The organism is Streptomyces sp. NPDC054783 (assembly GCF_053611725.1).
Genome location: NZ_JBSHAY010000014.1, coordinates 186,856 through 201,523, shown reverse-complemented (window position 1 = coordinate 201,523; position 14,668 = coordinate 186,856). Strand labels below are relative to the sequence as shown.

Annotated in this window: 13 protein-coding genes; 6 read left to right on the top strand and 7 right to left on the bottom strand. The window is 71.9% G+C overall.

Annotated elements, in window-relative coordinates:
• Positions 1-870: 870 nt before the first annotated feature.
• On the bottom strand, positions 871-1,989 hold the full coding sequence (locus tag ACWGJ5_RS24855; RefSeq protein ID WP_453311864.1) for a hypothetical protein: 1,119 nt from the start codon (positions 1,987-1,989) through the stop codon (positions 871-873).
• Between the two features lie 144 nt (positions 1,990-2,133).
• On the opposite strand from ACWGJ5_RS24855, the gene ACWGJ5_RS24850 reads away from it, so the two are divergent.
• Positions 2,134-3,288 (top strand): cystathionine gamma-synthase, encoded by a 1,155-nt coding sequence (locus ACWGJ5_RS24850; RefSeq protein ID WP_228621018.1) that lies wholly within the window; start codon positions 2,134-2,136, stop codon positions 3,286-3,288.
• Between the two features lie 183 nt (positions 3,289-3,471).
• Here the strand turns inward: ACWGJ5_RS24850 and ACWGJ5_RS24845 are convergent, their stop codons facing one another.
• From ACWGJ5_RS24845 to ACWGJ5_RS24835, 3 genes are all read right to left on the bottom strand, one after another.
• Positions 3,472-3,720, bottom strand: coding sequence for a hypothetical protein (locus ACWGJ5_RS24845; protein WP_453311863.1), 249 nt, complete (start codon positions 3,718-3,720; stop codon positions 3,472-3,474).
• A 130-nt stretch (positions 3,721-3,850) separates the two neighbouring features.
• Positions 3,851-4,354, bottom strand: coding sequence for a sigma factor-like helix-turn-helix DNA-binding protein (locus ACWGJ5_RS24840; protein WP_453311862.1), 504 nt, complete (start codon positions 4,352-4,354; stop codon positions 3,851-3,853).
• A gap of 179 nt (positions 4,355-4,533) precedes the next feature.
• Positions 4,534-5,058, bottom strand: a complete 525-nt coding sequence (locus tag ACWGJ5_RS24835; RefSeq protein ID WP_453311861.1) for a MarR family winged helix-turn-helix transcriptional regulator — start codon at positions 5,056-5,058, stop codon at positions 4,534-4,536.
• 144 nt (positions 5,059-5,202) lie between these two features.
• Between ACWGJ5_RS24835 and ilvA the strand changes: the two genes are divergently transcribed.
• The 3 genes from ilvA (at position 5,203) to ACWGJ5_RS24820 (ending at position 8,398) form a co-directional block, all read left to right on the top strand.
• Positions 5,203-6,432 (top strand): threonine ammonia-lyase, encoded by a 1,230-nt coding sequence (gene ilvA, locus ACWGJ5_RS24830; RefSeq protein WP_453311860.1) that lies wholly within the window; start codon positions 5,203-5,205, stop codon positions 6,430-6,432.
• Positions 6,433-6,617: 185 nt separating this feature from the next.
• On the top strand, positions 6,618-7,601 hold the full coding sequence (locus tag ACWGJ5_RS24825; protein ID WP_453311859.1) for an ATP-binding cassette domain-containing protein: 984 nt from the start codon (positions 6,618-6,620) through the stop codon (positions 7,599-7,601).
• A complete protein-coding gene (locus ACWGJ5_RS24820) occupies positions 7,598-8,398 on the top strand; it encodes an ABC transporter permease (protein WP_453311858.1) in 801 nt (266 codons plus the stop codon). Before ACWGJ5_RS24825 ends, ACWGJ5_RS24820 begins: the two co-directional genes overlap by 4 nt.
• A 93-nt stretch (positions 8,399-8,491) precedes the next feature.
• Here the strand turns inward: ACWGJ5_RS24820 and greA are convergent, their stop codons facing one another.
• Both greA and ACWGJ5_RS24810 read right to left on the bottom strand, forming a co-directional pair.
• Positions 8,492-8,992, bottom strand: coding sequence for a transcription elongation factor GreA (gene greA / locus ACWGJ5_RS24815; protein WP_453311857.1), 501 nt, complete (start codon positions 8,990-8,992; stop codon positions 8,492-8,494).
• 188 nt (positions 8,993-9,180) lie between these two features.
• The gene (locus tag ACWGJ5_RS24810; RefSeq protein WP_228621010.1) at positions 9,181-9,579 is read right to left on the bottom strand and encodes a DUF4307 domain-containing protein; all 399 of its coding nucleotides are present in this window, start codon (positions 9,577-9,579) and stop codon (positions 9,181-9,183) included.
• Positions 9,580-9,695: 116 nt separating this feature from the next.
• On the opposite strand from ACWGJ5_RS24810, the gene mca reads away from it, so the two are divergent.
• Both mca and ACWGJ5_RS24800 read left to right on the top strand, forming a co-directional pair.
• Positions 9,696-10,577 carry a mycothiol conjugate amidase Mca gene (mca, locus tag ACWGJ5_RS24805; RefSeq protein ID WP_453311856.1) on the top strand — a complete coding sequence of 294 codons (882 nt, stop codon included), beginning with the start codon at positions 9,696-9,698 and terminating at the stop codon, positions 10,575-10,577.
• Positions 10,570-10,824: a hypothetical protein gene (locus ACWGJ5_RS24800; protein ID WP_453311855.1), complete on the top strand. Its 255-nt coding sequence runs from the start codon at positions 10,570-10,572 to the stop codon at positions 10,822-10,824. The genes mca and ACWGJ5_RS24800 overlap by 8 nt, the downstream gene beginning before the upstream one ends.
• Positions 10,825-10,832: 8 nt before the next feature.
• Here the strand turns inward: ACWGJ5_RS24800 and ACWGJ5_RS24795 are convergent, their stop codons facing one another.
• Positions 10,833-14,036 carry a tetratricopeptide repeat protein gene (locus tag ACWGJ5_RS24795; protein WP_453311904.1) on the bottom strand — a complete coding sequence of 1,068 codons (3,204 nt, stop codon included), beginning with the start codon at positions 14,034-14,036 and terminating at the stop codon, positions 10,833-10,835.
• Between the last annotated feature and the right edge of the window lie 632 nt (positions 14,037-14,668).

Genomic DNA, 14,668 nt, shown 5'->3' with positions numbered 1-14,668 from the left:
GGCTGCAGTCGGGTCGCGGAGCCCAGGCCGACGCTGTTGACGAGTGCGTGGATCTCGTGAGCGAGCGGAGTCACGTCGCAGATGGAGACGTCAAGCCGTGCTCACAGCCCTTTTCGCGGAGTGCGTCCTGGCAGGTCGGCGGGAGTATCGGCACTCTCGATCAGTCCCGTGCATGTCCTTGGTGATCGGCGGACCTGTTCAGTGGACCATTCGGTCGGTCGCCGCACACGGATGGGAACAGGGGGAGTGCTGGTCCCGGGTCTCCCAGCCGGGCGGAGTCTTGGGCAGGCTGATGAGTGCATCGATCCCTTCGTGCTCCGGCAGGAGAGTCCCAAAGCCGCCACGCCGGCCTAACTCGCCGCCACCCTCCTTCACGGCAACCGCCAAATCGGCTCGGAGGGCGGGTGGTGCTGGGGCGCACCCACACCGGGCGAAAACATCAAATGGCTTCCATAGCTGCGCCGCCCGCAGCGAGGCCGGTCGCGGTGGCCTGTAGCAGCCGGGTCAGGCGCGGCTCGAAGTCGAGAGCGAAGTGCCCCCAGCGCGGGTACTGCGTGTACAGCTCGGCGAGGGTGGGGTGGGGTGGGGTGGGGTGGGGTGGGGGATCTGCCAGAGGCAGGCGGTCTGTGGGCCGCGCGCGACGACACCGGTACTCGGCCTGGGCCCCGTCCCGCCCGGTCCGCAGTACCCGCCCGGGAGGATCCCCTCCACGTGGCTGGCAGGCCCGAGCAGACCTCCTCGTAGGTCGGGTTCACGCCGTCGCGTCCGGCGATCCGCGCGGCGGCCGGGCCGGCGGCGAACTCCCGGCCTGCCCGTCCCGTTCGGCGGCCACCTTGCCCTCCGGGAAGGTGGCCGGCCGGGGCCGATGACTCAGCCGGGGAGGGTGGCCGGGTTACCGCCGTTGGCCTCGTAACCGGCCACCGCCAGGGCGCGGTAGAGGGCGAACTCGGCGGCCGGGTCGGCGGACAGCGTCCACGGCAGCGCCCCGACGTGTCCGTCGACGTGTATCAGCTGGTGCATGGCCTCCTGCCAGCGCTCGGCGCGGACCAGGAAGAAGATCAGCAGATGGCGGACGTGCGCGAGCACGGGATCGTCGGGGCGGGCCGAGTGCACCGCGTGCAGGGCGCCGTGCATCGCCTTGGTGACGACCTCGCTCTGGTAGAAGCCCGCCACCAGGTTCACCTCGGGGAGGTGCTCGAAGACCGCGAACAGGGGCAGCGCGGCGAGCAGCGAGCCCTGCGGGGCGCGTGTCGCGGCGGCCTCGGCGAAGGCGTACGCCTGCTCGCGCGAGCCGTGCCACTTCTCGCACCAGTAGTGCAGCGCGGCCAGATGGGCGCCCATGTGATGCGGGGCGCGGTCGAGGATCTTCAGCCACAGCTGATCGAACTCGGCCTGGGAATAGGCCAGTCCACGCGCGATGGACAGCCCGACGATGTACGGCACCGGGTCACCCGGGGCCAGCAGCGCGGCCTGAGCGCACGCGTCCCGGGCCTCCTCCATGATGATCCGGAAGTCGTCCGTGCCCGGCGTCGACGTCCGCCAGGCCTGCTGCACCAGGAACTCCGCGTAGACGGCGGCGCAGCCCGCGTCCTTGGGCTGCTCGGCCCGCCACACCCGCAGCCACTGGCCGCCCGGCGTCTCGTGCACCCCGCCGGGCCGCTGCTGCAGCTCCAGCGCGGCCGCGCCCGCGAACGCCTGTACCCGCTGCCAGCGCAGCTCGCCCTCGGTCTCGGTGCCGGCCAGCAACTGGGAAGCCGCGCGATAGTCCTGCGTGCGCTGCACCAACTCCAGGACCTCCAGCAGGTCCTGGTCCGTGCCGGGCATGCGCACGTCCAGCTCCTCCTGGCGCACGAAGCCGTAGGCCGCCGGGTCGGCGGCGTCCGGGTGTCCCGGGGGAACCTGCTCGATCATCCCGCGCCTGCGCCGCATGAACGGGAGCAGCACGAAGCTCAGCATGAGCAGCGCCATGACCAGCCAGAGAATCGCCATGCGTCAAGCGAACCAGACGCCGCCGACAATTGGCCAACCCCACCGCGGGGCTGTGGAAAACTCAGGTCCCGTTCATGACAGGTCAGCGTGCCGGGTTGCTCTGCGGGCCACAGGACCCGGTCAGGCGCATTACGCTCGGTGCACATGAGCGACAGGCATTTCAGTCAGCACTTCGAGACCCTCGCGATCCACGCGGGCAACACCGCGGATCCCCTCACCGGCGCGGTCGTCCCGCCGATCTACCAGGTCTCGACCTACAAGCAGGACGGCGTCGGCGGGCTGCGCGGCGGCTACGAGTACAGCCGCAGCGCCAACCCCACCCGTACCGCCCTCGAGGAGAACCTCGCCGCGCTGGAGGGCGGCCGTCGAGGTCTCGCCTTCGCGTCCGGCCTGGCGGCCGAGGACACCTTGCTGCGCACGCTGCTCAGCCCCGGTGACCACGTGGTGATCCCGAACGACGCCTACGGCGGCACCTTCCGCCTCTTCGCCAAGGTCGTCACCCGCTGGGGCGTGGAGTGGTCGGTCGCGGACACCAGCGACCCGGCCGCCGTACGGGCCGCGATCACCCCGAAGACCAAGGCCGTCTGGGTCGAGACCCCCTCCAACCCGCTGCTCGGCATCACCGACATCGCCGCCGTCGCCCAGGTCGCGCACGACGCGGGCGCGAAGCTCGTCGTCGACAACACCTTCGCCACGCCCTATCTGCAGCAGCCGCTGTCGCTCGGCGCGGACGTCGTCGTCCACTCCCTGACCAAGTACATGGGCGGTCACTCGGACGTCGTGGGCGGCGCGCTGATCGTCTCCGACCCGGGCCTCGGCGAGGAGCTGGCCTATCACCAGAACGCGATGGGCGCCGTCGCCGGCCCCTTCGACTCCTGGCTGGTGCTGCGCGGCACCAAGACCCTCGCGGTGCGGATGGACCGGCACAGCGAGAACGCCACGAAGATCGCCGACATGCTGACCCGGCACGCGCGCGTGACCAGCGTGCTCTACCCGGGCCTGCCCGAGCACCCCGGCCATGAGGTCGCCGCGAAGCAGATGAAGGCGTTCGGCGGCATGGTGTCCTTCCGGGTGGAGGGCGGCGAGGAGGCCGCCGTCGAGGTGTGCAACCGCGCGAAGGTGTTCACCCTCGGCGAGTCCCTCGGCGGTGTCGAGTCCCTCATCGAGCACCCCGGCCGGATGACGCACGCCTCCGCGGCCGGCTCCGCGCTCGAGGTCCCCGGCGACCTGGTACGACTGTCCGTGGGCATCGAAAACGTCGACGACCTGCTGACCGACCTCCAGCAGGCGCTGGGCTGACGGAAACGGACGCCCGACGCGGGGCGCGGCCGGGCCGCAAGGGGACGCGCGGGGCCGTATCGATGTGCGGCTCCGCCGCGGCCCCGGGTGCCCGCCGCCGTACGGGGCGGGCCGCCCCCCCCGCCCTCCCGCGGCCGTACCAGCCGACGGCCCTGGACGCCAGCGACGCCACCGGCCGGCGGCTCACCAGCCGGTGATCGGCGGAGTCGTCTGGGAGGGCGGCTCCGCCCAGGGGTGCACTCGGGCCGCCCACACGCTGAACGCGACGACTGCGGCGCAGGCCAGCAGCCACAGCGTCCGGCGGACGAGCTGCCTGCGCCGCAGCAGGCGTTCGCCGCGGCGCACCGCCTCCGCACACAGGTCCGGCGGCACCGGTGCCGGGGTCTGCTCCATGATCTGCCGCGCGGCGGCCTCCCGTTCGGGCCGGTTCACACCGCCCTCCCGACGCGCCGAGTTCCTGCTGTCCGCGTGCCGGCGGGGCCGTCCACCCGCACGGCGCTCCCGCCGCCCCGCACGCTTCCCACGCCCCTGGCACTCACCGCGCTGTTCACTTCCCACCGCCTCATGAAGGCGCCACCTCCCTGCCCGCGCTCCGTGGCGCGGGGCGGCTTGCCGGGTGGAGCAGGGTGGCTGTCGCGCGGTCGCAGATGGTGTGGACGCGTTCCCGTGGAAGTCCGAGGAGGGCCGCTGCCTGTTCCTCGGCGACTCCTTCGTAGAGGCGCAGTACCAGGATCAGCCGCTCCTGTGGGGTGAGTGCGGCAAGCGGCCCGTCCGGATCCGGGCGGGTGCGGCCGAAGGCGCCGTACTGGTGCCACGTTGCGCGTGCGAAGCGGGTGGCGAGGTACTGGCGGGCGCAGTCGTAGGGGTCCTCGCCGTGCAGCCCGTCCCAGCGCGCGTAGGTGTGGGCGAGCGCGAGCGTCAGCAGGCGTCGCGCGCGCGGGTTGGCGTTCGGCGCCTCCGCGGTCAGCAGCGTGGCGGCATGCAGCAGACGTCCGGCCGCGCCCGCGACGAACGCCTCGAACTCCCGGGCCCGGCGGGCCCCTCGGGACACCTGCCGATCACGCACCGCGCCTCCCCCTAGAGGGGCCCTGTCCGGTACGGGACAGGTGAACCGCGTACGACGCAGGACCCGGTCTCATATGAGGCCAGCGGCGGCCCGGGGTCAAGACTCCGGCACCGACCGGCAGGACTCCGGCACCGACCGCTGCGTGCCCGCGCCGGGCTGCCCTCGGTGGGCGGCCGTCCTCAGGACACCGGCGGCTGGTCCACCGGCGCGGTCCCCTGCACCGTCATCCGCGCGGACAGCGCGCGGTTGAACCGGGTCAGGAGCGTGCAGAACTGCTCGCGCTCCTCCGGTGCCCAGTCCTGCGTCAGCTCGGCCATCAGCTGACGCCTGGAGGAGCGCACCTCCTCCAGCCGGGCGGCCCCGCGCGGGGACAGCTGAAGGACCACCGCCCGCCCGTCCTCGGGGTGCGAGGTGCGCTTCACGAGCCCGGTGTCGACCAGCGGAGCCACCTGCCGGGTGACCGTGGAGGAGTCGATGCCCATGCTCGCGGCGAGCGCCTTGACGCCCATCGGGCCTTCCTTGTCGAGGCGGTTGAGCAGCAGATACGCCGCGCGGTCCATGGAGTTGCGCACCTGCCCGACCCCGCCGAGCCGCGTCTGTTCGGCACGGCGGGCGAACACCGCCACCTCGTGCTGAAGGGTGTCGAGAAGACCGGTGTCACCGACGGTCGTCATGTCCATCGACAATTCGGGTGTTGTGGGCATGGCCGGAGGCTCGCTTCATGAAGGGCTGCTGGGTTGGGGGACAGGGTACGCGGCCCGGCGGCGGGCCGTACCGGCGCTGCGCAAACCGGTCTCGGAGCTTGGTCACAACCATCGTGTACGACCGTGAACTGCGATGCTGGAGTCATGAGCTACCACACGGCTGACTCCTTGCGTTCCGTCACCCTCGACGATGTACGCGGTGCCCAGAAGATGCTCTCGGGCGTGGCACGAGTCACCGCGATGGAGGGCAGCCGGCACCTGTCCCAGCTGGTCGGCGCGCCGGTGCATCTCAAGTGCGAGAACCTGCAGCGGACCGGCTCGTTCAAGCTGCGCGGCGCCTATGTGCGCATCTCCGGGCTGCTGCCGGAGGAACGGGCGGCCGGCGTGGTCGCCGCGAGCGCGGGGAACCACGCGCAGGGCGTGGCGCTGGCGTCCTCGCTGCTCGGGGTGCACTCCACGGTGTTCATGCCGAAGGGCGCCCCGCTGCCCAAGATCAGCGCGACGCGGGACTACGGCGCCGAGGTGCGCCTGCACGGCCAGGTGGTCGACGAGACGCTGGCCGCCGCCGAGGAGTACGCGGCCGAGACGGGGGCGGTGTTCATCCACCCCTTCGACCACCCGGACATCATCGCGGGTCAGGGCACGGTCGGCCTGGAGATCCTGGAGCAGTGCCCGGAGGTGCGCACGATCGTCGTCGGCATCGGCGGCGGCGGGCTCGCGGCCGGGATCGCCGTGGCGGTGAAGGCCATTCGGCCGGACGTCAGGATCGTCGGCGTGCAGGCGGAGGGCGCGGCGGCCTACCCGCCCTCGCTGGCCGCCGGGCACCCGGTGTCGGTGCGGAATCCGGCGACGATGGCCGACGGCATCAAGGTCGGCCGGCCGGGCCTGGTGCCGTTCGGGATCGTCAGGGACCTGGTCGACGAGGTGCGCACGGTCAGCGAGGACCAGCTGTCGGCCGCTCTGCTGCTGTGCCTGGAGCGGGCCAAGCTGGTCGTGGAACCGGCCGGGGCGAGCCCGGTCGCGGCGCTGCTGGCCGTGTCGGACACCTTCGAGGGGCCGGTCGTCGCGGTGCTCTCCGGCGGGAACGTGGACCCGGTGCTGATGGAGCGCGTGCTGCGGCACGGCATGGCCGCGCAGGGCCGCTACCTGGCCGTTCGGCTCCGGCTGACGGACCGCCCGGGCGCCCTCGCCACGCTCCTCGGGGTGTTGTCAGTGGCCGACGCTAATGTCCTCGACGTGAGCCACGTTCGAACCGACCCCCGGCTCGGGCTCACGGAGGCGGAGGTGGAGCTGCACCTCGAGACGAAGGGCCCGGTGCACTGCGCCGAGGTCGGCCAGGCCCTGCGGGACGCGGGCTACACCGTCATCGACTGAGGCCCGGCCGCCCTTTCGCACCCCTCGCCATCCGTTCAGGTGAAATCCATTGAGGAACGCGATACATCGCGTTATGGTGTGTCGTGGCGGCTGCGGGACCACCACCCTCGCCCGGAAAGCCGCAGGCGTATCCGAACATGCAAACCCCGCCTTTTCGAGCCATCCCCGACGACGTGGAGACAGACATGCCAGGCGCCATCCATGCCGAAGGCCTGGTGAAGACCTTCGGCGACGTAAGGGCTCTCGACGGCGTAGACCTGGACGTGCCCGAGGGCACGGTCCTCGGCCTCCTCGGGCCGAACGGCGCCGGCAAGACGACGACCGTCCGCTGCCTGACCACCCTCCTGCGCCCCGACAGCGGCAAGGCCGTGGTCGCGGGCGTGGACGTACTGAAGGACCCCGACGCCGTACGCCGCTCCATAGGCCTGTCCGGCCAGTTCGCGGCGGTCGACGAGTATCTGACCGGCCGGGAGAACCTCCAGATGGTCGGGCAGCTGTACCAGATGAAGAGCAACGCGGCGAAGGCGCGCGCGGGGGAGCTGCTGGAGCAGTTCAACCTCGCGGACGCCGCCGACCGCCCCGCCAAGACCTACTCCGGAGGCATGCGCCGCCGGCTCGACCTCGCCGCGGCGCTCGTGGCCTCGCCGCCGGTGATGTTCATGGACGAGCCGACGACCGGCCTGGACCCGCGCAACCGCCAGCAGCTGTGGGAGGTCATCAAACAGCTCGTCTCCGGCGGTACGACCCTGCTGCTCACCACGCAGTACCTGGAGGAGGCCGACCACCTCGCCCACGACATCGCGGTGGTCGACCACGGCCGGGTGATCGCCAAGGGCACCTCCGACCAGCTCAAGGCCGGCACCGGCGGCGAGCGCGTCGAGGTCGTGGTGCACCAGCGCGAGCACATCACCAGCGCCGCCGAGGTGTTGCGCGGCTTCGGCAAGGGCGAGGTCACGGTCGAGGACCACACCCGCAAGCTCACGGTCCCGGTGACCGGCGGCGCCAAGCTGCTCGCCGAGATCATCCGTGAGCTGGACACCCGCGGGATCGAGATAGACGACATCGGGCTGCGCCGCCCCACGCTCGACGACGTCTTCCTGTCGCTGACGGGACACGTGGCCGAGACCGCCGCCCAGGGCGAGGCGAACGGCGAGGAGGCCGTCAAATGAGCGCCGTCAACGATTCCTTGGTCGTCGCCCGCCGGAACTTGATCCGCATGGGCCGGATTCCCGAGATGCTCGTTTTCGGGCTGATCCAGCCCATCATGTTCGTGGTGCTGTTCACCTACGTCTTCGGCGGCTCCATCCAGGTCGGCTCGTCCAACTCCACCCAGGCCTACCGCGAGTTCCTGATGGCCGGCATCTTCGCCCAGACCGTCACGTTCGCCACGGCAGGCGCCGGGGCGGGCATCGCCGACGACATGCACAAGGGCCTCATCGACCGCTTCCGCTCCCTGCCCATGGCGCGCGGCGCGGTCCTGACCGGGCGCACTCTCGCCGACCTGGTCCAGACGGCGCTCACCCTCGTCGTCCTGGCGGTCGTCGCCCTGATCGTCGGCTGGCGCACGCATGAGAACGTCGCCAAGGTGCTCGCCGGATTCGGCCTGCTCCTGCTGCTCGGGTACGCGTTCTCGTGGATCGGCGCACTCATCGGCCTGTCCGTTCGGACTCCAGAAGCCGCGACCTCGGGCGGCCTGATTTGGCTGTTCCCGCTGACGTTCATCTCGAACGCATTCGTGGACGCGAACCAGATGCCGTCCTTCCTGCGGCACATAGCGGAGTGGAACCCGTTCAGTGCCACCGTGCAGGCGAGCCGCGAACTGTTCGGCAACCTTCCCCCGGGCTTCCAGGCATCCAGCGCCTGGCCCATGCAGCACCCCGTGTGGGCCTCGCTGATCTGGTCGGTCGTGATCATCCTGGTCTTCCGCACGCTCGCGGTCCGCAAGTACCGCTCGGCCACCGCCTGACGGCTGCAGGCACGGCTGCAGGCACGACGAAGCCCCCGGTGTCGGGCTGGATCGCCGGGCACCGGGGGCTCGAGGTCACATGGGAAGGGCGGATCAGCCCGAGTACGGCTCGGCCTTCAGGATCCGCACCGAGGCCTTCTTGCCGTTCGGCAGTTCGTACTCCGCGTCCTCGCCGACCTTGTGGCCGGTGACGCCGGCGCCGAGCGGGGACTGCGGCGAGTACGTCTCGATGTCGGCGCTCGCGTACTCGCGGGAGGCGAGCAGGAACGTCAGGGTGTCGTCCTCGTCACCGTCGAAGGCGATCGTGACGACCATGCCGGGCGCGACGGCGCCGTCGGCGGAGACCGGGGCCTCGCCCACCTTGGCGTTCTCGAGAAGCTGGGTCAGCTGCCGCACGCGCAGCTCCTGCTTGCCCTGCTCCTCCTTGGCCGCGTGGTACCCGCCGTTCTCGCGCAGGTCGCCCTCCTCGCGCGCGGCCGCGATCTTGGCGGCGATCTCCGTGCGCGCAGGACCAGTAAGGTACTCAAGCTCGTTCCTGAGCTTGTTGTACGCCTCCTGGGTCAGCCAGGTGACGTTCTCGCTGGTCTGGGTCACAGGGTGCTCCTCGTCGGTACTGGGAATACAAAGCATCGCCCTACCCAGAAGCATGTTCCCTCTTGGATGGGCGAAACCACGAGCCTAACAATTCAAGGCCGGAAGGGGGAGGACATAAGCCATCAGAATCACATCAACGCAGGTCAGCAGGTATGTATTCCGGGTGTAGCCGGGGTGTCCGGTCCCGTTCAGCCGGTATGGCAGCCGAGCAGCTCGGCCGTGGTGCCCTTCGCCGTCGTACGCAGCGTGACGACCTTGTCGATACGCGTGGCCGACCCGGTGAAGCGGAAGTCGGCCCGGCCCACCTCGGAGCCGTCGGCCGCCTGGGAGCGCAGGGTGCAGTAGCCCGAGGTGCCGGAGTCCTTGTGGACCTCCAGGTGCACCTTGACCGCGTTGTCCGTGGCGTCGAAGGCGATCACCTGGGCGCTGATCCTGCTCTCGACGACATAGTGGTAGGCGAAGTATCCGACCAGTGCGAGCAGGGCCGCGCCGAGCACCGTGCCCGCGACCTTGAGCCGCCGGTCCGCACGCTCGTCCGAGGAACGGCCGTAGCGGCCCTCGGGCAGCCGCGTGCTCGCCGTACTCATGATCGTCCTCTCGGCAGGAACCGGACCCGGAATTATTCGCCCCCCGTTTCCGTCACTATAGAAGCCGCCGAATGCGCCCGGAGCCACGGGGGCGCCGACTTACCGAGGATTGAGTCTTGACTGACCAGCTGCGACTGATGGCCGTTCACGCGCACCCCGACGACGAGTCGAGCAAGGGCGCGGCCACCATGGCGAAGTACGTGTCCGAGGGGGTGGACGTGCTGGTGGTGACCTGCACCGGCGGAGAGCGCGGGTCCATCCTCAATCCGAAGCTGCAGGGCGACAAGTACATCGAGGAGCACATCCACGAGGTACGCAAGAAGGAGATGGACGAGGCCCGCGAGATCCTCGGGGTCAGGCAGGAGTGGCTCGGCTTCGTCGACTCCGGCCTGCCCGAGGGCGACCCGCTGCCGCCGCTGCCCGAGGGCTGCTTCGCCCTGGAGGACGTCGACAAGGCGGCCGGCGAGCTGGTCCGCAGCATCCGCGCCTTCCGCCCGCAGGTGATCACCACCTACGACGAGAACGGCGGTTACCCGCACCCCGACCACATCATGACCCACAAGATCTCCATGGTGGCGTTCGAGGGCGCGGCGGACACCGAGAAGTACCCGGAGTCCGAGTTCGGCCCCGCCCACCAGCCGCTGAAGCTGTACTACAACCAGGGCTTCAACCGCCCCCGCACCGAGGCCCTGCACAACGCGATGCTGGAGCGCGGGCTGGAGTCGCCGTACGGGGAGTGGCTCAAGCGCTGGAGCGAGATGCAGCGCACCGAGCGCACGCTGACCACGCACATTCCGTGCGCGGACTTCTTCGAGATCCGCGACAAGGCGCTGATCGCGCACGCCACGCAGATCGACCCCGACGGCGGCTGGTTCAGGGTGCCCATGGAGCTGCAGAAGGAGGTCTGGCCGACGGAGGAGTACGAGCTGGCGAAGTCTCTCGTCGACACCTCCCTCCCCGAGGACGACCTCTTCGCGGGCATCCGGGACAATGCCTGACATGAGCGCAAGCGTGAGCCTGGCAGTGACGCATCTGGTCCCCCTCGCCAAGGAGGTCGACCAGAACAAGGTCACCCCCGGCGTCCTCGGCTTCATCGTCTTCGCGGTGATGGCCCTGGCGGTGTGGGGCCTGATGAAGTCGATGAGCAAGCACATGAACAAGGTCGACTTCAAGGAGTCCCCGGACCCCGAGGCCGAGCAGGCAGCGAAGGCCGAGAAGGCCGACTCCGCGGCCGAGCGAGGCTGACCCGGGCCTCAGCGCCTCGCCGGTACCGCCACCCCCATCACCTCCCGGGCGTGGCGGTCCGGCGTCATGCGCAGCCGCCAGGCCTGCCAGCCGTCCTCCAGGCTGACCCCGCGTTCCAGCAGCAGGGCGTACGCCGGGACGCAGTCGGCCAGCTTCTCGTCCCGCAGGGGATGGCCGGCGCGGGCCAGCTGGGCCAGCTCCTCCTGGGCGACCGCCGTGCCCACCTCCGCCCCGCCGGGCGCCGCGTAGGGCAGCAGGGTGCAGCGCAGGAAGCGGGCCCAGTCCTCGCCGCGCCGGTCGCCGTAGGAGGCGAACAGGTCCAGCGCCTCGTCGCACAGGGCCAGTGCCGCCTGCGTACGACCGTTGCCCGCGTCGACCACCGCCAGCTCCAGGCAGGTCCACGCCTCGCCGTGGGCGACGCCGATCCGCTGGAAGTCGGCGCGGGCGTCCGCCAGGAGCTGCCGGGCGAAGCCCGAGTTGCGCAGCGAGCCGGTCTGTGCGGCCCGCTGGTCGCGGGTGACCCGCGCCGAGTGGTGCCGGGCGCAGGCCAGGCCGTACACGTCCCGCATCCGGGAGAACATCGTGCGGGACCGCTCCAGGTCGCGCACCGCCAGGCTCAGATCGCCGGCCTCCTCCAGCGCCTGGCCCAGGTAGTACAGCGTCCACGCCTCGCCGCGCGCGTCCTCGTTCTCGCGGTGCCGGGCGGCGGCCCGCCTCAGGCCCTCGACGGCCGGTGAGGCGTCGCCGGCCACCAGACGGGCCCGGGCCAGCTGGGTCAGCGCCCAAGCCTCGCCGCGCGCGTCGTGCGTCCGGCCGTACCGCTCCTGGGCGGCCCGCAGCTCGGTCTCCGCGCGCGGTACGTCCCCCATCCGCAGCGCCAGCTGGCCGAGCTGGAAGTGCGCCCATGCCTCGCCGTGCACCGAGCCGCCCTCGCGATGCAGGACCAGGGAGCGGGTGAGCAGGTCCAGCGCCTCCGCCAGCCGGGCCCGGTCGCGCTGGACGGCGGCCAGTGCGTGCATCGTCCAGGCCCGGTCCGTCGCCAGCTCCGGCGCCGCCTGCAGCTCCAGCGCCTCCTGCAGCTTGGCCGCGGCCTCGGTGAGGTTGCCCTGGTGGTGCAGGGTGATCCCGAGCGAGGCCAGGGCGCGGGCCGCCCCCGCGTCGTGGTGCGCCTCCCGGTACAGGTCCACCACCGAGGCCAGCGTGGTGCGCGCCTTGTCCAGCTCGCCCAGCTGCCGGGCCGCGATACCGGTGCGCCACTGCACCGAACGCACCAGCAGTCCTTTGTCGACGGCCTGCGCCAGCTCGCTGATCTCGCCGAGCCGGTACAGGTCGCCGCGCAGCAGGCAGTAGTCGCACAGCGCGCCCAGCAGGTTCTGCACCGCCCTCTGGTTCACGCCCTCCGTGTGGCGCAGGGCCGCGGTGATGAAGCTGGACTCGTCGTCCAGCCAGCGCAGCGCCTCGTCCAGTGAGGTGAAGCCGTGCGGGCCGAACTGGTGCGAGCGCGTCGACATGTTCCCGTCGACCAGGCGCAGCACCGAGTCGGCCAGGTCCGCGTAGTTCACGATCAGCCGTTCCTGCGCCGCCGTGCGCTCGGCCGGGTCCTCCTCGTCCACCAGCCGCGCCTGCGCGAAGGCGCGCACCAGGTCGTGCAGCCGGTAGCGGTTGCCGCGCACATGGTCGAGGAGGCCGGCCCGGGCGAGGGCGACGAGATGGCGGGTGGCCTCGGCCTCGTCCGTGGCGAGCAGCGCTGCGGCCGCCGCGGCGCCCAGCGAGGCCCGGCCCGCGAGCGCGAGCCGGCGCAGCAGCCGGCGCGCGGGCTCCGGCTGGTCGGTGTAGCGCAGCCACAGGGCACGCTCCACCGGCTCCACCGGGCCGTACGCGGCGAGATCCGTGGCCAGCTGCCGGGGCGAGCGCGGCCCGAGCGCGGAGCCCGCGATCCGGAGCGCGAGCGGCAGCCCGCCGGTGAGGTCCCGGATCCGGTCGGTGGAGTCGGCGTCGTACGGCCCCGACGCATCCTCGGCGACGGTGCCGAGCAGTTCCTCGGCACCGGCCGCGTCCAGCGCCTCGACCGGCAGATGGTGCACCCAGGCCGGCAGGTCCGCGGGCAGGTCCAGGCCGGTGCGGGCGGTGACCAGGACCAGGCTGTCGGAGCGCTCGGGCACCAGCGCCCGCACCTGCTCCGGGTCCGAGGCGTCGTCCAGCACGATCGTCACCGGCAGCCCGGACAGATGCTGGTGGTACAGCTCGCCGAGCCGCTTGACCTGCTGGTCGGGGGAGGAGCGCTCCCGGAACAGCAGCTGCTCACGGGGCGCGCCGAGCCGGTTGAGCAGGTGCAGCAGCGCGTCCCGGGTCGCAAGCGGCGCATCCTCCCGCCGGCCGCCGCGCAGATCCACGACCACCGCGCCGCGGAAGTGGTCCCGCAGCTCGTGCGCCGCGCGCACCGCGAGCGTGGTCCGGCCCGAGCCGGGCTCGCCGTGCAGCACGACCACGGTGGGCCGGGTCTCGGTGGCCGCACGGGCGGCCTGCGCCCACTGCCGGATCCGCGCCAGCTCCGCCCGGCGTCCCGCGAACGGGCCGTCCGCGTCGGGGAGTTGTCCGAACGACTGCTCCAGCACCGTACGCCGGCGGGCCGCCGCGCTCTTGTCCGTGCCGCGCAGCGCCGGTCCGCCCTTCTTCTTCGGGGCCGTGGCGGCGGTCAGCACCCGCTGCTGGTCGAGGAACGGGCGGATGCCGCGCACCTCCAGCGCGGTCAGCCACTGCAGCCGCAGTTGCTCGGGCCCGCCGGGCTGGCCGGCGGCGCCCGCGCGGTGGTGCGCGGCGGGCAGATGGGTACCGGCCGCCTTCACCACGGAGGCGGCGGCGCCGACCACGCCCGCGGCGACACCCGCGCCGACGGCGGCGGCGGTGCCGGTGCCGAGCAAGAGGTCGGCCACGGCCGCGGCCACCGCGGCAACCACCGCCACCAGCAGGGCCGTTCCGGCGCCCTCGCGGGCGTAGCGCTGCCCGAAGGTCAGCCGGCTCGCCTCGGTCTCGTCCAGCGCGCGGACGTAGGCCTGGTACTCCTCGCCGGCCGCCCCCGCCATCGCGTCGAGCGCGTCGCGTGCCCGCGACAGCAGCAGCTGTCCGTCGATCCGCCCGCCCGAGCGCCGTACCTCCTCCTCGACGGCCCGTACCAGCAGCCGTTCGGCTTCCGCCCGATGGCCGTCCCGCATGTCCCGTCCCCCTCCGGCGGCAACTCCCTTGTCCACGAGTGTCCTTCGGGGGAGGCGGGATGGCGAGGGGGTGACGATCAGTGGGTGCGGTGAGGGTTTCGTGCCCGGTCCTCGAGGGGCGGCCGGATGCGCGACGCTACCAGGGGAGTTCGGCCGCCGACGCTGAGAGCGACCGTCTCTGCGCTCTGCGCGGCTGAGCCGCGGCCCGCGGTGTCGAGTACCGGGTGTCAGGCGTCAGTTCAAGGGACCCGCAGCATGCGCAGAGCTCAGGGTGTCTGCCGGCGGCCCCGGCCCTTGCCCACTGCCAGGTACACGCCACGCGTCCAGGGCCGACGCCGTCGCCGACGCCGTCGGGCGGGCTCTCGCGTCGCGCAGACCGAGGAAGGCCGTTGTCGCGCAGCCCGTCGCCATCAGGACGTCGAGGCCGATCCAGGCCAGGGGCCAGTTGCCGACCTCCGTGCTGCCCGGCAGGGTCAGGCCAAGCCTTGGAGCGCCTGCTGTTCCGAGACGCGGCCGGGGACAGCCCCCGCCGCGGATGCCATGCACATGCACTCAACCTCCGGGCGGATGCCCATGGCGGAGCGTCGCGCGCTCGTCAAGTCCGTCCTCGGCTGCTGTGTGATCGGTCCGGG